This is a genomic window from Pseudomonas sp. GW822-FHT04H02 (assembly GCF_058800645.1).
Window position 1 is genome coordinate 705,849 of the sequence record NZ_JBXAMM010000002.1, and the last position, 18,556, is coordinate 724,404.

Consider the following 18,556-nt stretch of genomic DNA (forward strand, 5'->3'; position numbering starts at 1 on the left):
TACGGCGTGCATTCGTCGGGTAGGGGGGCACTATCGGCTGACGACTGGGTCACAGTTTTGCGACCGATGGCTCAAGTCGCCCATGCCGCAGCCGACAGCCTGCCGACAGGAGACCAATAATATGCTGCCACCGATGCTCCCCTTGAGTGCCGTGCCGATCACCGCCCAGCAGGATCCGATCCGCCAGCGACCGGACATCCCGCCTGTGGTACCGGTGCAGGAAAGCTCCAACGAAAGCACTATCGACCTGCAAAAGCGCGACCCCGAGGAGTCCGCCCTGCTGCTGCGCGAGGAACAGCGGCGCCAGCAACAGAAGCAGCGCCGTGAGCGTGAGGCCGAGGACGACCCCGAAGAGCACCTGGCAGTGCCCGGCGATGAACTGAACGCCGACAACACCGTGCCGGTGGTGCCGTTGATCGAAGATGCTCCGCGCCAGGGCCTGTGGGTGGATGTCGAGGTCTAGGAGCGCTTGTTCCCCGCCAGTTCCCCGAGGGCCTGCAACAGGCGCTCGATTTCCTCTTGTGTATTGAAGTAACTCAAGGCGATCCGGGCAATGTTGCCCAGGCCTCGGGCCTGCATGTCCAGTGGTGTGTAGTTGACGCCATTGGCGCCGATATTGATGCCGCGCCGCGCCAGTTCCTCCTTGAGTGCCAGCCCGTCCCAACCTTCGAGAGTGAAGGCGATCAGGCCCGATTGCTGCCCCGGGCTGCCCAGGTCCTGGAGTTGCAGGCCGGGCAAGCGCTGCAGCTTCTTGCGCAGCGGCTCGCTCAAGGCATTGATCCTTTGCGCAATGGCGGCCACGCCGATGCTTTCGAACTCCTGCAGGGCATTGGCCAGGCCAGCCAGCAGCACCATCGACACTTCACTGGTTTCAAAGCGTCGGGCATCGTTGCGCAGAGCGAAGCCCTGGCCGTCCCAGGGCGCCGACAGCACGTCCCGCGGCAGCGGATTCAACTGCTCGAGGAAGCCGGGCCTTATATAGAGCAGGGCCGTGCCTCGCGGGCCGCGCAGGTACTTGCGCCCCGCGCCCTTGAGCACATCGCAGTTGAGCGCCTGCACGTCGCAGGGCACCTGGCCCAGAGCCTGGCCGGCATCGATGAAGTAGGGGATGTGCCATTGGCGCGCCAGTTGGCCGATGGCTGCAGCCGGGTTGATCAGCCCGCCATTGGCCGGTAGCCAGGTCAAGGCGATGAGGCGCACCCGGGAGTCGAGCATGGACTCCAGCGCCGGGACTGAAACCGCACCGTGGCTGTCACAGGGAATGACTTCCAGCTGCGCGCCGGCGGCCACGGCCGGGGCCATGCAGGCCAGGTTGCCGGCCCATTCCTGGCGCCCCACCAGGATCCGGTCGCCCGGCTGCCAGGCGGGCAGGGCGTTGAAGGCCATGCCCCAGGCCGCCGAACCACTGCTGGTAAAGGCGATGGCTTGCGGGCAGGTGTTGAGCACTCGGGCGGCGGTCTGTCGCGCCTGCTCCTGCAACTGGGCGCCGGCGCCGGCCGCTTCCATCGGCCCGCTGTGGGCCTCCCGCTGCAGTTGCCCGGACATGGCGTCCAGGGTGCCCTGGCTGGGCAGGGACCCCCCGGCATGGTTGAAGTGACAGACCCGGGTGCAACCCGGTGTGGCCGCCCGTAGCCGGGCGATGTGGTCCGGGTTCAGGGGCATCACGGCTTGAGCTCGAAAATCCCGTCGACCTCCACGGCGACGCCGGCAGGCAGGCTGGCGACGCCCACCGAAGTGCGGGCATGCCGGCCTTTCTCGCCCAGGGCATTGACCAGCAGGTTGGAGGCGCCATTGGCGACCTGGCCATGGCCCTTGAAGTCGGCGCTGGCGGCAATGAACACCCCCAGCCGGCTGATGCGTTGCAGCCTCGACAAGTCGTCCCCCAGGGCCGCCGAGAGTTGCGCCAGCAGGGCCAGGGCCGCCAGTTCCGCGGCCTGGGCACCCTGCTCGATGCTGAGGTTGTCACCGAGCCGGCCCAGCAGATGGGGATGCTGCTCTGCTTGCGGTGTTTGCCCGGAGATGAACAGCAGGTTCTGGCTCTGGGCATGGTTGACGTAGTTGGCAATGGGCTGGCCGGGGATCGGCAGTTCAAGACCCAGTTGTTGCACTCGTTGCTGCAGAGAGTCGCGCATGGCAAGTCCTCGAATGGAAGGCTTGCAGCATCGGTGTTCAGGCTGGGGGCGACAAACGGATAGATCTAATCCGACGTATCTGAATTTTTCATGGGTCGCACCCTTGCTCCAGCAGCCATTGGGCGAAGCACTGCGCCGCCGGATTCGCCGGACCTTCGGCGGTCACCAGCCAGTAGCCGATCTGATCGTTGTGCAGAGCCGGGAGGTCGAAGGCATCCACCAGGCTGCCCTGGGCAAGGTGGCGCCGGATCAACTGGCGGCGGCCCATGGCGATGCCCTGGCCGGCCACCGCCGCTTCCACCACGATGTTGTAGTCGTGGAGCATGACGCTGGGGTGAGGGCTGAGGTCGACGGTGTTCTGCCTGCTCCAGTCGTCCCATTCAAAGGGCCGGTGGGAGCGGGCCATCAGCAAGGTGCCGTTGGCCAGGGCCCCGGCCTTGAACTCGGGGCTGCACACCGGTGACAGTTGCTCGGCGAGAAAGCGCGTGGCCTGGACGTTGGGCCAGTGGCCCTTGCCATAGCGAATGGCCAGGTCGACCTCGGCACCGGCCACATCTGCCAGGTTGATGGCCGGTTGCAGCTCCAGCTGGATCTGAGGGTGGCGGCGGCTGAAGTCCGCCAGGCGCGGCGCCAGCCACAAGGTGGCGAAGGAGGCCAGCAGGCCGATGCGCAGAACCTGCGATGGCTCTGCTGCCAACAGCGTCCGGGTGGCTTCGGCGATCTGCTCCAGGGCCGGCTGGATCTGTTGGTAATAGCTGGCGCCGGCGGTGGTCAGGTCGATGGCCCGGGTGCGTCGTACAAACAGCGGCTGGCCCAGGTGCTGTTCGAGTTTGTGCACTTGATGGCTGACCGCGCTCTGGCTGACGCACAGTTCCTGGGCCGCCTTGCTGAAACTCAGGTGCCGGGCCACGGCCTCGAAGGCGCGCAGGGCCAGCAGCGGGGGCAGGTGCTTGGGCATTTCCACATGCGGTTTCCTGTGGGGAGGGGCGGCCATTGTGCGGATAAAAAGTCTTCCCGGCAGCGACTTTATTGCAGTCGCCTTGGTCTGATCACTGGTCAGGTGCGGCGCCACGTCGCATTATTGGCACATTCGCCAGGGCCGCCCACCGCTTCAAGGCGTGCGGCCGATATTGACCACGAGTGATGCAAGCCAAGCCATGAATCAAGACGACAAGCTGATCGACCTGAACGCCGAGCGTGCCAAGCGTGTGCATGATCTCAATGAAAAGCGCCTGAACGAAGTACGCCAGGCATTCGAACACGCCATGCCCTTGGGCAAGGCCAAGAAAAAACCGAAAAACAAACCGAAAAAGCGCTGATCAGGGCGCTTTCTGTTGATGTAAGTCACTTATTCCCCCTTCCTCGCGCCCAGTCATGGGCGACATTGACCCCGGTCAATTTCCCCCGCCTCCCGTTTGGTTAACTTAGCCCCATCGCAACAGGGCAAGAGCAGGAGGCCAGTCATGTTTTTCGACAATGTGGTGATCGCCGGAGTGCTGACTGTCGGCCTCATGGTTCTGTTTTTCGCAGGGTTTGGATTCTTTATCTGGAAAGACGCGAATAAGCGCAAGAAGCCTTAAGTCTTTCCAGGGCAACGAGCACGCAAGGCATTTTGGGCAACTTCGGTTGCCCTTTTTTTTGCCTGCAAGAAAGCTCAAGGCATAAAAAAAGGTGCGTCCCCAGGGACGCACCTTTTTTGTTGCCGGCTGGGGTATCAGGTACCCAGGATCTTGGAGGCTGCCCAGAACAGGCCGGCGGACAGGGCCACGGTCGCCGGCAGGGTCAGGACCCAGGCCAGGAGGATGGTCCGTACCGTTCCGCTCTGCAGGCCGCTCTTGTTGGCGACCATGGTCCCGGCCACGCCGGAGGAAAGTACGTGGGTGGTGGAAACCGGCAGGCTGAAGATGTTCGCCAGGCCGATCAGGCCGGCGGCGGTGATCTGTGCCGACATGCCCTGGGCGTAGGTCATGCCCTGCTTGCCGATCTTCTCGCCAATGGTCTGCACTACGCGCTTCCAGCCGATCATGGTGCCCAGGCCCAGAGCCAGGGCGACAGCCAGGATGACCCAGAACGGTGCGTATTCGGTGGTGGCGGTCAGGTCTTTGCGCAGCTTGTCCAGGTCGGCCTTTTCACGGGCCGAGATGCCTGGCAGCTTGCCGACCTTTTTCGCGGTGTCATCCAGGCAAAGCAGGTAGCGACGCACTTCGATGCGGCTTTCCGGCGACAACGAATGGTAGTCGGAAACGCCCTTGAGGCTGCTCAGGAGCGCGGCGATGGTCGGTTCGGTTTGCTGCGGATTGCAGCGGAACTTGCCCGGCAGGTCGTCTTTCACGCTTTTGCCCAGGGCCAGGAACTCACCCAGGGACTCGTGATTGCGCTCGTAGAACTGGCTCAGGTGCAGGGTGGCGTCGCGGGTGCGCTCGATCTGGTAGGTGGTGCTGTTGAGGTCCATCACGAACTGGGCAGGCACGATACCAATCAGTACCAGCATGATCAGGCCGATGCCTTTCTGGCCGTCGTTGGAGCCGTGCACGAAGCTCACGGCCATGGCCGAGATCACCAGTACCAGGCGGTTCCAGAACGGCGGGTGCTTCTTGTCATCGACCTTGCGGCGCTGTTCCGGAGTCTTGTGCATCTTCGAAATCGGCCGCCACCATTTCAGGCCGATCAGTACCAGCGCTGCAATAATGAAGCCCGCCATCGGCGAGAACACCAGGGAAGCGCCGATGTCGATTGCCTTCTGCCAGTTCACGCCATCCCCCAGGGGGATGTCGCTGAGCAGGGCATTGGCCAGGCCGACACCGAGGATGGAGCCGATCAGGGTATGGGAACTGGAGGCCGGAATGCCGAAATACCAGGTGCCCAGGTTCCAGGTAATGGCCGCGGCGAGCAACGAGAAGACCATGGCCAGGCCGTGGCCGGTGTTGACGTTGATCAGCAGCTCGACCGGCAGCAGGTGGACGATGGCATAGGCCACGCCAACCCCGCCCAGCAGCACACCGAGGAAATTGAACACACCGGAGAAGAACACGGCCAGGTGCGGCGGCATGGCCTTGGTGTAGATAACAGTGGCAACCGCATTTGCGGTGTCATGAAAGCCGTTGATGAACTCGTAGGCGAGGACAAAAGCCAGGGCGAGCAAGAGGCTCACAAGCACCCAAGCATCCAGTCCGCTGAATAAATCGATCATGAAGGTTTTCTGACCCGGTCATAAGGGGGCGCGATTATGCCAGAAAACCCCGCTAATCAATGCACAAGGTGCTCGCCGGTAACATTCTTCAACGAAAAAACTGACCGGGAGCAGAGTTTTCGCACATCCCCCTCAAGCACGGCAAGCCATTGAGTTTATTGGGCACGAGCGGTCAATCCGATGGCCTGGGCGCGGAAATCAGAGGGTTAAAACGCGTGTATGAAATTTCAACCAAAGGGCTTGCCCGGTAGCCTCTCTCGCTGTGGATAGGCGAGATGGCCATGGGCCCGGGGTAACGAGCATCAATGGTCTGCCTGGCCGCCGGGATGATCGGGCGGGCAAGTAGAGCAAGCCCTGAATGAGTCAGGCTGCCAGCATTACGGCTGTTCGGCCTTGAGCTCTTTTTCCATCTTTTGCAGTTCTTGGGTGAAGGCCTGATCGAGAATACTGGCGCGTTTGCGCCAAGGTTTGCGTTCAGGTTCCGGCTGGGCGGCATAACGGGTGATCTCGCCGCCGTAAACTTCCTTGTAACGTTGCTCCTGGCGCTCAAGTTCCGCGCGCAGTTCATCTTTCGTCACAGTGTTACCTAATTGAGTGAAGGTCCAGTCCGGTGCGACGCATTGCTTGCGGGCATCTACGCGGAGCTGAAGTCAGTGCCAGTCTGGCCTTGACTTCGAGTCTCTCAAGCGTGCCGTTAATTGCATGCGGCCACGTCACCGGATGAAAACAACTGTCGTAGCAACAGTGTTGTTGGTTGCAAGCGGGCTGGCCGAATCTGGTTAGGGGTCAAGCGCTTGCGGCAGGTGACCGATTACCGTTTCAAGCCACCCGAGAGAGGAGCATGGGGCAACTGACTCCACATTCCTCACTCCGGCAGTATAGCTTCGGCGAAGAATAACTCTATGGGTGGCAAGTTTAAAATGACCAACTTTATTGTGAGCGTTTTGTGACACAAAAGTTCTAATCATTTCCTACACGAGGAAAGCCTGATTCTTACTCCGCTGGTACAAGTCTATATGGGGAGTCTGCATCTTGATGCAAGTGGTCGGTTGCAAAAGACTCGGGATAACCGGGCATTCCACTGGTGATTATTACTATGGTTTTTTGCAATAAACCCACGGGCTCACTGCCGCGGATGCCAGGTTTGGCGGATTGCGATTATCGGTCGATGGTTCGATAATCGCCCAATGTTGCCGGCCCCAGCTTGTGCTTCTTCGCCAATACGGCTTGTAATACCGAAGAATTTCGTCGCAGAGAGCCTGAAATGAACGATCAGATGCGTAATTCCTTTACCTCAGTGGCCCCGCCGATCGTGGCGTCTGCGGCAAAGAGGATTCAGGCGTTGACCGGTGACCCGGATTTCATGACCTCTCTGGCCCGGGGCCTGGCGGTGGTGCAGGCGTTCCAGGAGCGCAAGCGGCACTTGACCATCGCCCAGATCAGCCATCGCACGGAAATCCCCCGGGCTGCGGTGCGCCGTTGCCTGCACACCCTGATCAAGCTGGGTTACGCCACCACCGACGGGCGTACCTATTCGTTGCTGCCCAAGGTGCTGACCCTGGGCCACGCCTATCTTTCGTCGACGCCTCTGGCGGTCTCCGCCCAGCCCTACCTGGACCGCATGAGCGAGCAACTGCACGAGGCGTGCAACATGGCCACCCTGGAAGGCGACGACATTCTCTACATCGCCCGTTCCGCCACGACCCAGCGGCTGATCTCGGTCGACCTGTCTGTCGGCGGCCGCTTGCCAGCCTATTGCACCTCCATGGGGCGCATCCTACTCGCGGCCCTGGACGATTCGTCGCTGCATGAATACCTCGACCATGCGGACCTGCAAGCCAAGACCAGCCGCACCCTGCACACCCCGGAAGCCTTGCTGGAGTGCCTGCAGCAAGTGCGCCAGCAGGGCTGGTGCATCGTTGATCAGGAACTGGAGCAGGGCCTGCGCTCCATTGCGGTACCGGTGTATGACGCTTCCGGCCAGGTGCTGGCGGCGCTGAACGTCAGTACCCACGCCGGGCGGGTCAGCCGTGCCGAGCTGGAGCAGCGCTTTCTCCCCGGTTTGCTGAGCGCCAGCCGCGATCTGAGCGCGCAGTTGTTTGCTTAAGCTGTTCGATAAACGCACAGATACGCCTTTGGCGAATTGACGCTGTTTCCCCTGGCTCATTAATGTCGCGGCAGCGTCATCGGCGGCAAGCTGGCATCTTCGCCCGCCGCTGGTGGCCCGCCCAATAATAAAGAAGAGGCCAACACTCATGAGCACGCTTTCCCTGCGTCGTTGCCGCGACCGTTCCTGCCGTCCCGCTCGCATCGCCTGATATCGCCACCCCTTTAGTGACCTGATCAGCCCTGGCGGCCTGTGCTCGCCTGCGTTTTAGCGTGGAAATAACAACAATGAACCAACCCCAATCCGCTGTAGGGAACTGCCTTGATGTGCAGTCCTTCATCAATGCCCAGCCGCTGTCCCGTTACCAGTGGCGCGTGGTGATCCTGTGTTTCCTGATTGTCTTCCTCGATGGCCTGGACACCGCGGCCATGGGCTTCATTGCCCCGGCGCTGTCCCAGGACTGGGGCATCGACCGCGCCAGCCTCGGCCCGGTCATGAGCGCTGCATTGATCGGCATGGTCTTCGGCGCCCTGGGCTCCGGCCCCCTGGCCGACCGTTTCGGCCGCAAGGTGGTGCTGGTGGGGGCGGTGTTGCTGTTTGGTGCCTTCAGCCTGGCTTCGGCCTACAGCACCAACGTCGACCAGTTGCTGGTCCTGCGTTTCCTTACTGGCCTGGGCCTGGGGGCGGGCATGCCCAACGCCACTACGCTGCTTTCGGAATACACCCCCGAACGCCACAAGTCGTTGCTGGTGACCAGCATGTTCTGCGGTTTCAACCTGGGCATGGCCGGCGGCGGTTTCATTTCCGCCAAGCTGATCCCGGCCTTCGGCTGGCACAGCCTGCTGCTGATCGGCGGGGTCCTGCCGCTGATCCTGGCCCTGGTGCTGGTGCTCTGGCTGCCGGAGTCCGCGCGTTACCTGGTGGTGCGTAATCGCGGCACCGACAAGGTGCGCAAGACCCTGGCGCCGATTGCCCCGGCCATAGTCGGCGAGGCTGGCAGCTTCAGCGTGCCGGAACAGAAGACCGTGAAGGCGCGCAACGTGTTCGCGGTGATCTTCTCCGGCACCTATAGCGTCGGCACCCTGTTGCTGTGGCTGACCTATTTCATGGGGCTGGTGATTGTCTACCTGCTCACCAGCTGGCTGCCGACCCTGATGCGCGACAGCGGGGCGAGCATGGAACAGGCGGCCTTTATCGGCGCCCTGTTCCAGTTTGGCGGCGTCCTCAGCGCGGTGGCCGTGGGCTGGGCCATGGACCGTTTCAACCCGCACAAGGTGATCGGCTGTTTCTACCTGCTGGCTGGGGTCTTTGCCTACGCCGTCGGGCAGAGCCTGGGCAACATCACCCTGTTGGCCACCCTGGTGCTGATCGCCGGCATGTGCGTTAACGGTGCGCAATCGGCAATGCCGTCGTTGGCCGCGCGCTTCTACCCGACCCAGGGGCGTGCCACCGGGGTCTCCTGGATGCTTGGCATCGGCCGTTTCGGCGCCATTCTCGGTGCGTGGATGGGAGCGACCCTGCTGGGCCTGGGCTGGAACTTCGAACAAGTGCTGACCGCCCTGGTGATTCCGGCGGCCCTGGCCACCACCGCGGTGGTGATCAAGGGCATGGTCAGTCACGCAGACGCGACCTGACCGCGGACTACCCTGTAGCCGCTGCCGCAGGCTGCGGCCGGGCTCGAAGGGCCCGCTGCTCCTGAAGGGCGCAGAGGGTTCTTCGAACGTTATCCTCGCCCGCGGCAGCGGCCCCAGAAGGCCGGCAGGGCTGTGGCGGGGTTGAGGAAAAGCAATCGATAGCCCTGCAACAATCTGTTCGATAATCGAACGCTCAGTCGATTATCGGATTGTTTGGGGTTTGGCCCCGGCTTAATCTTCAGTCACTGCGGCGCGCCCAGAGCGCCTTTTTCTCCAGTCGCTGAATAACAATCGGGAGACCCCATCCATGGCTGAAATCCTTTCGCTGCACGACGCGGTGAAGCAATTCGTCAACGACGGCGACACCGTCGCGCTCGAAGGCTTCACCCACCTGATTCCTACGGCCGCAGGTCATGAAATCATCCGCCAGGGCAAGAAAGACCTGACCCTGGTGCGCATGACCCCTGACCTGATCTACGACCAGTTGATCGGTGCCGGTTGCGCTCGCAAGCTGATTTTCTCCTGGGGGGGCAACCCGGGCGTGGGCTCCCTGCACCGCCTGCGCGACGCCGTGGAAAAGCAATGGCCACAGCCCCTGGAGATCGAGGAACACAGCCACGCCGACCTGGCCAACGCCTATGTTGCCGGGGCCTCGGGCCTGCCCTTTGCCGTCCTGCGGGCCTACGCTGGTTCCGACCTGCCCAAGGTCAACCCCCTGATCAAGACCGTGACCTGCCCGTTTACCGGTGAAGTGCTGGCGGCGGTGCCTTCGGTGCGCCCGGACGTCACGGTAATCCACGCGCAGAAGGCCGACCGCAAGGGCAACGTGCTGCTGTGGGGCATTCTCGGGGTACAGAAAGAGGCCGCCCTGGCCGCCAAGCGCTGCATCGTCACCGTCGAGGAAATCGTCGACGACCTGAACGCGCCGATGAACGCCTGCGTACTGCCGACCTGGGCGCTGAGCGCGGTCTGCCATGTGCCTGGTGGCGCCCATCCGTCCTACGCCCACGGCTACTCCGAGCGCGACAACCGCTTCTACCAGGCCTGGGATCCGATCGCCCGCGACCGTGAGGCGTTCACCGCCTGGATCAACGAATACATCCACGGCAGTGCCGATTTCAGCGAATTCCAGGCCAAGCTGGCCGCAGCTTCGGAGGCCCAGTAATGACCTACTCCACCAATGAAATGATGACCGTGGCCGCGGCCCGTCGCTTGCAGAACGGCTCGGTGTGCTTCGTCGGCATCGGCCTGCCGTCCAAGGCCGCCAACCTGGCACGCCTGACCTCATCACCGGACGTGGTGCTGATCTACGAGTCCGGCCCGATCGGCGCCAAGCCCAGCGTCCTGCCACTCTCTATCGGTGACGGCGAGCTGGCGGAAACCGCCGACACCGTGGTGCCTACCGGCGAGATCTTCCGCTACTGGCTGCAGGGCGGGCGCATCGACGTGGGTTTCCTCGGCGCGGCCCAGGTCGACCGTTTCGGCAATATCAACACCACCGTGGTCGGCGACTACCACCGGCCCAAGGTGCGCCTGCCGGGCGCCGGCGGTGCTCCGGAGATCGCCGGTTCGGCCAAGAGCGTGCTGATCATCCTCAAGCAATCCTCGCGCTCCTTCGTCGACAAGCTCGACTTCGTGACTTCGGTCGGCCACGGCGAAGGCGGCGATTCGCGCAAGCGCCTGGGCCTGCCAGGGGCGGGGCCGGTGGGGATCATCACCGACCTGTGCATCATGGAGCCGGAAGCCGGTACCCACGAATTCATCGTCACTTCGCTGCACCCGGGCGTGACCCGCGAGCAGGTGGTGGCCGCCACTGGCTGGGCGATCCGCTTCGCCGACCAGGTGGCCGAGACCGCAGCACCCACCGAGGTTGAACTGACCGCCCTGCGTGACCTGGAAGCGCGCACCGCCGCGGCCCATGGCCAAGCCCCTGGAGAAGCCTGATGCGCGACGTATTCATCTGCGATGCCATTCGCACCCCCATCGGCCGTTTTGGTGGCGGCCTCTCGACAGTGCGCGCTGACGACCTGGCGGCGCTGCCGATCAAGGCCTTGATGGAGCGCAACCCCAGCGTGGACTGGAGCGAAGTGGACGAGGTGTGCCTCGGCTGCGCCAACCAGGCCGGCGAGGACAACCGCAACGTGGCGCGCATGGCTCTGCTGCTGGCGGGCCTGCCGGACAGCGTGCCCGGCGTCACCCTCAACCGTCTCTGCGCCTCGGGCATGGACGCCATCGGCACGGCGTTCCGCGCCATTGCCAGCGGCGAGATGGAGCTGGCGATTGCCGGTGGCGTCGAGTCCATGTCCCGCGCGCCCTTTGTCATGGGCAAGGCCGATACCGCCTTTTCGCGCAACATGAAGCTGGAAGACACCACCATCGGCTGGCGTTTCATCAACCCGCTGATGAAGGCCCAGTACGGTGTGGATGCCATGCCGCAGACCGCCGACAACGTGGCGGATGACTACAAAGTGTCCCGCGCTGACCAGGACGCCTTCGCCCTGCGCAGCCAGCAGCGTGCCGCGGCGGCCCAGGCCGCCGGTTTCTTCGCTGAGGAAATCGTTGCGGTGCGCATCGCCCACAAGAAGGGCGAGACAGTGGTGGAGCAGGACGAGCATCCCCGTGCCGACACCACCCTGGAAGCCTTGGCCAAGCTCAAGCCGGTCAACGGCCCGGACAAGACCGTCACCGCCGGCAATGCCTCCGGGGTCAACGACGGTGCGGCGGCGCTGATCCTGGCCTCGGCCGAAGCCGTCAAGAAACACGGCCTGACCCCGCGTGCGCGAGTACTGGGCATGGCCAGCGCCGGGGTTGCGCCGCGGGTCATGGGCATCGGCCCGGTGCCGGCAGTGCGCAAGCTGATCGAGCGCCTGGGCGTGGCGGTCAGCGACTTCGACGTGATCGAACTCAACGAAGCCTTCGCCAGCCAGGGCCTGGCGGTGCTGCGCGAGCTGGGCCTGGCGGACGATGCGCCCCAGGTCAATCCCAACGGCGGCGCGATTGCCCTGGGCCACCCCCTGGGCATGAGCGGTGCGCGGTTGGTGCTGACGGCTTTGCATCAGCTGGAAAAGAGTGGCGGTAAAAAAGGCCTGGCGACCATGTGCGTCGGCGTCGGCCAAGGGCTGGCGCTGGCTATCGAGCGCGTTTGACTGCCTGCCTTATATAAGAAGAGAACGAGGAACCACCATGAGTGACAAGCCCGGTTACCGGCGCCCGCAAGCGGGCACTCAGCCTGATTACCTGCACCCGGCCTACCAGTCGACCAACACCCGCTCGCCGTCCAAGCCGCTGGTGTTCATTCCCCACTCGCTGTCGGAAATCACCGGCCCGAGCATCGGCGCCGAGTCGATCCAGGAACGGGACAACGACCTGACGGCCCAGCACGAAGGGCAGCCCCAGGGCGAGCGCATCATCATCCACGGCCGGGTTCTGGACGAGAACGGCCTGCCGGTGCCGGGCATCCTGGTGGAGATCTGGCAGGCCAACGCGGCCGGTCGCTACAACCACGACCGCGACTTGCACGATGCGCCCCTGGACCCGAACTTCACCGGCACCGGGCGCACCGTGACCGACGCCGACGGCTGGTACCAGTTCCAGACCATCAAGCCCGGGGCCTACCCCTGGGGCAACCACCACAATGCCTGGCGCCCGGCGCATATCCATTTTTCGCTGTTCGGGCCGAGCATTCTTACCCGCCTGGTGACCCAGATGTATTTCCCTGGCGACCCGCTGCTGGCTTATGACCCGATCTACAACTGCGTGCCGGACACCCGCGCCAAGGAACGCCTGATCGCCAGCTTCGACCTGGAGAAAACCATTCCTTCCTACGCCCTCGGTTACCGTTGGGACATTGTCCTGCGCGGCCGCGACGCCACGCCGATGGAGAAATAACGTGACCCTGACCGCGACTACATCCCACACCGTCGGCCCCTACTACCACATCGGCCTGACCTGGCTGAACCGCGAAGACCTGACCGAGGAAGGCACCCTGGGCGAGCGGGTGGCGATCACCGGCCAGGTGGTGGACGGCAACGGCAACTTCGTCAACGACGCCATGCTGGAAGTCTGGCAAGCCAACGCCGCCGGCAAGTACCGCCACCCCGAAGACGATCAGGCCAAACCCCTGGACCCGAACTTCCAGGGGTTTGGCCGGGTGCCGGTGGACGCCGAAGGGCGCTTTCGCTTCACCACCATCAAGCCGGGCACGGTGCCGGGCCTGAAAGGCACGACCCAGGCCCCGCATCTGGTGGTACTGGTGTTCGCCCGCGGTTTGGTCAAGCACCTGCTGACCCGCATCTACTTCGAGGGGGAGCCGGCCAACGCCAGCGATCCGCTGCTGGCCTGCGTGCCCGAGGAGCGCCGAGGCACCTTGCTGGCCAAGGCCGATGCTGACGGTCACTACCAGTGGAACGTGATCCTCCAGGGTACTGACGCCGAAACCGTGTTCTTCGACTACTGACCCGACCTTGTGTGGCCACTGCCGCGGGTTGCGTAGCAGGCGCGGCGGGCTTGAGATCGGCAGAGGTTCGGCTTGAGGCCGCCAAGCAAGGCCCTTCGGGCCTTTTCGCAGCCTCGCCGTGGCTTGGCAGCGGCTACAGTCGCTACAGGTTGACAGGGTCGATTGACCCTTGCCCGGGAGCGGGCAGGGCGCTATCCGCAGGGAACGGGAATGTTGCCAAGTGTGTCTAGACTCACACTGTCCCCCATGAGTGAAAAAACCATGACAACAACGACAAGTCACTACACCGGAGAGGAACGCAGCAAAAGGATCTTTGCCATTGTCGGCGCCTCCTCCGGCAACCTGGTGGAATGGTTCGACTTCTATGTCTATGCCTTTTGCGCCATCTATTTCGCCCCGGCCTTCTTTCCCTCCGACGATCCGACGGTGCAGTTGCTCAACACCGCCGGGGTGTTCGCCGCCGGCTTTCTGATGCGGCCCATCGGCGGCTGGCTGTTCGGCCGGGTCGCCGACCGTCACGGGCGCAAAAACTCGATGATGATCTCGGTGCTGATGATGTGCGCCGGTTCCCTGGTGATCGCCTTCTTGCCCACCTACGCCAGCATCGGTGCCTGGGCGCCGTTCCTGCTGCTGGTTGCGCGCCTGTTCCAGGGCCTGTCGGTGGGCGGCGAGTACGGCACCACCGCCACCTACATGAGTGAGGTGGCGCTCAAGGGCCAGCGCGGCTTCTTTGCCTCCTTCCAGTACGTGACCCTGATCGGCGGGCAACTGCTGGCGGTGCTGGTGGTGGTGATTCTCCAGCAGTTTCTCGATGAGACCGAGCTCAAGGCCTGGGGCTGGCGCATTCCCTTCGTGATCGGTGCCATCGCCGCGGTGATCTCGCTGCTGCTGCGCCGTTCGCTGAAGGAAACCACCAGCAAGGAAATCCGTGAGGACAAGGACGCCGGCAGCATCGCTGCGCTGTTCAAGAACCACTCGGCGGCGTTTATCACCGTGCTCGGCTACACCGCCGGCGGCTCGCTGATTTTCTACACCTTCACCACCTACATGCAGAAGTACCTGGTGAACACCGCGGGCATGCACGCCAAGACCGCCAGCTACATCATGACCGGCGCGCTGTTTCTCTACATGTGCATGCAGCCGCTGTTCGGCATGCTGGCGGACAAGATCGGCCGGCGTAACTCGATGCTCTGGTTCGGTGCCCTGGGTACGCTGTTCACAGTGCCGATCCTGCTGACCTTGAAGACCGTCACCAGCCCGTTCCTGGCCTTTGTGCTGATCACCCTGGCCCTGGCCATCGTCAGTTTCTACACCTCCATCAGCGGCCTGGTGAAGGCCGAGATGTTCCCGCCGCAAGTGCGCGCACTCGGGGTGGGCTTGGCTTATGCGGTGGCCAATGCGATCTTCGGTGGCTCGGCGGAATGGGTGGCCCTGAACTTCAAGAACATGGGCATGGAAAACACCTTTTACTGGTATGTCACGGCGATGATGGCGATTGCCTTCCTGTTCAGCCTGCGCCTGCCGAAACAGGCCGCCTACCTGCACCACGACCTTTGACCTGTGTACCTGCGCCCGGCTCGGGCGCAGGTTTGCCAAGGACTGTTTATGACCCTGACTGCGAGCAATCAGTTGTTCGATGCCTACTTTACTGCCCGGGAAATGCGCGGGGTGTTCTGCGATCAGGGGCGGGTCCAGGCCATGCTCGATTTCGAAGCCGCCCTGGCCCGGGCCCAGGCCCGCGTCGGGGTGATCCCGGCCAGTGCCGTAGCGCCCATCGAGGCCGCCTGCCATGCCGGGCTGTATGACTTCCAGATGCTGGGCGAGGCGATTGCCACGGCCGGCAACTCGGCCATTCCCCTGGTCAAGGCCCTGGGCCGGCAGATCGCCCGCAGCGATGGCGAGGCCGAGCGCTTTGTGCACCTGGGGGCCACCAGCCAGGACGTGATGGACAGCGGGCTGGTGCTGCAATTGCGCCGCGCCATGCTCCTGCTGGAGCAGGACCTGGAGCGCCTGGGGGACATCCTTGTTGCCCAGGCCCAACGTTACGCCACGACCCCGATGGCCGGCCGCACCTGGCTGCAACATGCCACGCCGGTGACCCTGGGGATGAAGATCGGCGGCTGGCTGGGGGCATTGACCCGCAGCCGCGAGCGCCTGCAGCAGCTCAAGCCGCGTTTGCTGGTGCTGCAGTTCGGCGGCGCTTCCGGAACCCTGGCGGCTTTGGGCGAGCAGGCCTTGCCGATTGCCCAGGCCCTGGCCGACGAGCTGCAATTGGCCCTGCCGGAGCAGCCCTGGCACACCCAGCGCGACCGCCTGGTGGAGTTCGCTTCGGTGCTGGGCCTGTTGGCCGGCAGCCTGGGCAAGCTGGGGCGGGATATCAGCCTGCTGATGCAGACCGAGGCGGCGGAGGTCTTCGAGCCCTCGGCGCCGGGCAAGGGCGGGTCGTCCACCATGCCGCACAAGCGCAACCCGGTGGGCGCTGCGGTGCTGATCAGCGCCGCGACCCGGGTTCCCGGCCTGCTGGCGACGATGTTTGCCGCCATGCCCCAGGAGCACGAGCGCAGCCTGGGCCTGTGGCACGCCGAATGGGAAACCCTGCCGGAGATCTGCTGCCTGGTGTCTGGCGCGTTGCAACAAGCATTACTGGTGGCCGAAGGCCTGGAGGTCGACAGCGCGCGCATGGCGCACAACCTCGACTTGACCCAGGGCCTGGTGCTGGCCGAAGCGGTGAGCATTGCCCTGGCCCAGCGCCTGGGGCGGGAAACCGCCCACCATCTGCTGGAACAATGCTGCAAGCGCGCAGTGGCCGAGAAACGCCATCTGCGTGGGGTATTGGGGGAGGATTCCCAGGTTACCGCCGAGCTGTCGGCGGCGGACCTGGATCGTCTATTGGACCCGGCGCACTACCTGGGCCAGGCGCAGGCCTGGGTCGAGCGCGCCGTGGCTGAACATTTTGCCTTGAAGGCCTGAAGGAGACTGCTGTGGGATTCGTGAAACTCGCCGAGGGCGAACTGCACTATCAACTCGAAGGGCCCGAGGGCGCGCCGGTACTGGTGCTGTCCAACTCCCTGGGCACCGACCTGCACATGTGGGACAAGCAGATGGCGGCCTTCACCCGGCACTTCCAGGTACTGCGCATGGACACCCGTGGCCACGGCCGTTCCCTGGTCACCGAAGGTCCCTATAGCATCGAGCAACTGGGCCGCGACGTGGTGGCGCTGCTGGATGCGCTGGATATCCAGCGTGCGCATTTCTGTGGCCTGTCCATGGGCGGGCTGATCGGCCAGTGGCTGGGGATCAATGCCGGCGAGCGTCTGCACAAGCTGGTGGTGTGCAACACCGCGGCGAAGATCGGCGACCCGTCCGTATGGAACCCGCGGATCGAGACCGTGCTACGTGACGGCCAGGCAGCCATGGTGGCACTGCGCGATGCCTCCATCGCCCGCTGGTTCACCAGCGACTTTGCCGAAGCTCACCCTGACCAGGCCAAGCTGATCACCGACATGCTCGCGGCCACCTCGCCGCAAGGCTATGCGGCCAACTGCGCGGCGGTGCGGGACGCGGATTTCCGTGAACAGCTGGGGGCGATCAAGGTGCCCACCCTGGTGATTGCCGGCACTGAAGACGCCGTGACACCACCGTCCGGCGGGCACTTCATCCAGCAGCATGTGGCGGGCGCGGAGTATGCCGAGTTCTATGCCGCGCATTTGTCCAACGTCCAGGCCGGCGACGCTTTCAGCGCCCGGGTCGTGGATTTTCTGCTGGCCTGAGAGTCGATTCAAGGAGCCCTTTGTGGATGAGAAACAGCGTTATGACGAAGGCATGCAGGTTCGCCGCGCGGTGTTGGGCGATGCCCATGTGGACCGCAGCCTCAATGCCCTGACCGAGTTCAACTCGGAGTTCCAGGAAATGATCACCCGCCATGCCTGGGGCGACATCTGGACCCGCCCGGGCCTGCCGCGACACACCCGCAGCCTGATCACCATCGCCATGCTGATCGGCATGAACCGCAACGAGGAGCTCAAGCTGCACCTGCGGGCCGCAGCCAACAATGGGGTGAGCCGCAGCGAGATCAAGGAAGTGATCATGCAGAGCGCGATCTACTGCGGAATCCCGGCGGCCAACGCCACCTTCCACCTGGCGGAGTCGGTGTGGGACGAACTGGGCATCGAATCCCGCAGTTGAGGCGCCGGGGCTGCACCGCGCGATTTCAGACGGTGGCCAGAATGAACACCCGCTTGAACGGGAACAGCGTCCGGCCATCGCCTTCGGGCGGATAGTAGCGATGTACCCGTGCCAGGTAATGGTTGAGGAAGCATTGTCGTTGCCGCTCGTCCAGGCTCAGGAGTACGGGGCGCAAGGCCGAGACCTTGACCCAGTCGAAGATCGGCGACTGGCCTTCCACGACCTGCAGGTGTTCGGTTTCCCAGATGTCCAGTTCCCGAGTCAGGGGCGCCAGCAAACGGTAGTAGCTATCCAGCGACAGTACCCGGCGCTCGGCCATGAACGCCCGCAGCTCCGGGGTGCCCAGCGGCTTGCCGTCCGGTCCTGCCTGTTCCAGGCTTTCGAGTATCAACTGATACCACAGGGCGTCGCGCCAATTGGGCATATGCGCCGCCAGGCAGCCGCCGGGGTTGAGCTGGTTCAACAGGCGCGGCAGCAGGTGTTCGTGGTCACTCATGAAGTGCAGCACTGCGGCAGCGAACAACAGGTCTGCAGGCTGTTCGGCTTTCCATTGCAGCAGGTCGCACCTGCGCCACAGCGCCTTGATCGGCAGGCAGCTGGCTTCGGCAAGCATTTCCGAGGAGCTGTCCACGCCTGTCAGCTCCGCGTAGGGCCAGCGCTGCGCCAGCAGTTGAGTGGCGATACCTGTTCCGCAACCCAGGTCGTAGATGTGATGGGGGTGCTGCAGGGCGACATGATCCAGTAGCTCGACCGCCGGTCGTTCTCGCAGGCGCACGAACTGCTGGTAGGCCTGGGGATCCCATTGGGTGCTGAGGTTCCTGGCCGTGGTCGGCTGAGGCTTGGTACTCATGT

The 18,556-nt window shown here is 63.8% G+C and carries 20 protein-coding genes; 14 read left to right on the top strand and 6 right to left on the bottom strand.

What is annotated here, in order from left to right:
* The first annotated feature begins 121 nt into the window (after positions 1 to 121).
* Complete coding sequence (locus tag AC1RMG_RS10025; RefSeq protein ID WP_011059650.1) at positions 122 to 463, top strand: hypothetical protein; 342 nt, start codon at positions 122 to 124, stop codon at positions 461 to 463.
* Here AC1RMG_RS10025 and AC1RMG_RS10030 read toward each other — a convergent pair.
* The 3 genes from AC1RMG_RS10030 to gcvA form a co-directional block, all read right to left on the bottom strand.
* Positions 460 to 1,662, bottom strand: coding sequence for an aminotransferase class V-fold PLP-dependent enzyme (locus AC1RMG_RS10030; RefSeq protein ID WP_492576016.1), 1,203 nt, complete (start codon positions 1,660 to 1,662; stop codon positions 460 to 462). The two genes, AC1RMG_RS10025 and AC1RMG_RS10030, sit on opposite strands and share 4 nt — an antisense overlap.
* Positions 1,662 to 2,132 carry a RidA family protein gene (locus tag AC1RMG_RS10035; protein ID WP_011059652.1) on the bottom strand — a complete coding sequence of 157 codons (471 nt, stop codon included), beginning with the start codon at positions 2,130 to 2,132 and terminating at the stop codon, positions 1,662 to 1,664. Before AC1RMG_RS10035 ends, AC1RMG_RS10030 begins: the two co-directional genes overlap by 1 nt.
* An 88-nt stretch (positions 2,133 to 2,220) precedes the next feature.
* Positions 2,221 to 3,090 (bottom strand): transcriptional regulator GcvA, encoded by an 870-nt coding sequence (gcvA, locus tag AC1RMG_RS10040; protein WP_493169301.1) that lies wholly within the window; start codon positions 3,088 to 3,090, stop codon positions 2,221 to 2,223.
* Positions 3,091 to 3,289: 199 nt separating this feature from the next.
* Here gcvA and AC1RMG_RS10045 point away from each other — a divergent pair, with 199 nt between their 5' ends.
* Positions 3,290 to 3,451, top strand: a complete 162-nt coding sequence (locus AC1RMG_RS10045) for a hypothetical protein (protein ID WP_015634422.1) — start codon at positions 3,290 to 3,292, stop codon at positions 3,449 to 3,451.
* A gap of 144 nt (positions 3,452 to 3,595) precedes the next feature.
* Entirely contained in the window at positions 3,596 to 3,712 is a 117-nt protein-coding gene (gene ccoM, locus AC1RMG_RS10050; RefSeq protein WP_015634423.1) for a cytochrome c oxidase subunit CcoM, read from the top strand.
* Between the two features lie 134 nt (positions 3,713 to 3,846).
* Here the strand turns inward: ccoM and AC1RMG_RS10055 are convergent, their stop codons facing one another.
* Positions 3,847 to 5,322: an inorganic phosphate transporter gene (locus AC1RMG_RS10055; RefSeq protein ID WP_011059655.1), complete on the bottom strand. Its 1,476-nt coding sequence runs from the start codon at positions 5,320 to 5,322 to the stop codon at positions 3,847 to 3,849.
* A 377-nt stretch (positions 5,323 to 5,699) separates the two neighbouring features.
* Positions 5,700 to 5,900: a hypothetical protein gene (locus tag AC1RMG_RS10060; RefSeq protein WP_011059656.1), complete on the bottom strand. Its 201-nt coding sequence runs from the start codon at positions 5,898 to 5,900 to the stop codon at positions 5,700 to 5,702.
* A gap of 686 nt (positions 5,901 to 6,586) precedes the next feature.
* On the opposite strand from AC1RMG_RS10060, the gene pcaR reads away from it, so the two are divergent.
* The 11 genes from pcaR (at position 6,587) to pcaC (ending at position 17,704) form a co-directional block, all read left to right on the top strand.
* Positions 6,587 to 7,429, top strand: a complete 843-nt coding sequence (gene pcaR / locus AC1RMG_RS10065) for a pca regulon transcriptional regulator PcaR (protein ID WP_011059657.1) — start codon at positions 6,587 to 6,589, stop codon at positions 7,427 to 7,429.
* Positions 7,430 to 7,716: 287 nt separating this feature from the next.
* Positions 7,717 to 9,063, top strand: a complete 1,347-nt coding sequence (gene pcaK, locus AC1RMG_RS10070; RefSeq protein ID WP_011059658.1) for a 4-hydroxybenzoate transporter PcaK — start codon at positions 7,717 to 7,719, stop codon at positions 9,061 to 9,063.
* A gap of 307 nt (positions 9,064 to 9,370) precedes the next feature.
* Positions 9,371 to 10,228 (top strand): CoA transferase subunit A, encoded by an 858-nt coding sequence (locus AC1RMG_RS10075; RefSeq protein ID WP_011059659.1) that lies wholly within the window; start codon positions 9,371 to 9,373, stop codon positions 10,226 to 10,228.
* On the top strand, positions 10,228 to 11,007 hold the full coding sequence (locus AC1RMG_RS10080; RefSeq protein ID WP_011059660.1) for a CoA-transferase subunit beta: 780 nt from the start codon (positions 10,228 to 10,230) through the stop codon (positions 11,005 to 11,007). Before AC1RMG_RS10075 ends, AC1RMG_RS10080 begins: the two co-directional genes overlap by 1 nt.
* Positions 11,004 to 12,209 (top strand): 3-oxoadipyl-CoA thiolase, encoded by a 1,206-nt coding sequence (pcaF, locus tag AC1RMG_RS10085; protein ID WP_493169303.1) that lies wholly within the window; start codon positions 11,004 to 11,006, stop codon positions 12,207 to 12,209. The genes AC1RMG_RS10080 and pcaF overlap by 4 nt, the downstream gene beginning before the upstream one ends.
* Positions 12,210 to 12,246: 37 nt before the next feature.
* The gene (pcaH, locus tag AC1RMG_RS10090; RefSeq protein WP_041116326.1) at positions 12,247 to 12,951 is read left to right on the top strand and encodes a protocatechuate 3,4-dioxygenase subunit beta; all 705 of its coding nucleotides are present in this window, start codon (positions 12,247 to 12,249) and stop codon (positions 12,949 to 12,951) included.
* Between the two features lies 1 nt (position 12,952).
* A complete protein-coding gene (gene pcaG / locus AC1RMG_RS10095; RefSeq protein WP_053156683.1) occupies positions 12,953 to 13,519 on the top strand; it encodes a protocatechuate 3,4-dioxygenase subunit alpha in 567 nt (188 codons plus the stop codon).
* 246 nt (positions 13,520 to 13,765) lie between these two features.
* On the top strand, positions 13,766 to 15,076 hold the full coding sequence (locus AC1RMG_RS10100) for an MFS family transporter (protein WP_276574282.1): 1,311 nt from the start codon (positions 13,766 to 13,768) through the stop codon (positions 15,074 to 15,076).
* Positions 15,077 to 15,124: 48 nt separating this feature from the next.
* Positions 15,125 to 16,489 carry a 3-carboxy-cis,cis-muconate cycloisomerase gene (locus tag AC1RMG_RS10105; protein ID WP_011059665.1) on the top strand — a complete coding sequence of 455 codons (1,365 nt, stop codon included), beginning with the start codon at positions 15,125 to 15,127 and terminating at the stop codon, positions 16,487 to 16,489.
* An 11-nt stretch (positions 16,490 to 16,500) separates the two neighbouring features.
* Positions 16,501 to 17,289: a 3-oxoadipate enol-lactonase gene (gene pcaD, locus AC1RMG_RS10110; protein WP_041116332.1), complete on the top strand. Its 789-nt coding sequence runs from the start codon at positions 16,501 to 16,503 to the stop codon at positions 17,287 to 17,289.
* 22 nt (positions 17,290 to 17,311) lie between these two features.
* The gene (gene pcaC / locus AC1RMG_RS10115) at positions 17,312 to 17,704 is read left to right on the top strand and encodes a 4-carboxymuconolactone decarboxylase (RefSeq protein ID WP_011059667.1); all 393 of its coding nucleotides are present in this window, start codon (positions 17,312 to 17,314) and stop codon (positions 17,702 to 17,704) included.
* Between the two features lie 25 nt (positions 17,705 to 17,729).
* On the opposite strand, the gene AC1RMG_RS10120 is transcribed toward pcaC, so the two are convergent.
* Positions 17,730 to 18,554, bottom strand: coding sequence for a methyltransferase domain-containing protein (locus AC1RMG_RS10120; protein WP_011059668.1), 825 nt, complete (start codon positions 18,552 to 18,554; stop codon positions 17,730 to 17,732).
* Positions 18,555 to 18,556 lie beyond the last annotated feature (2 nt).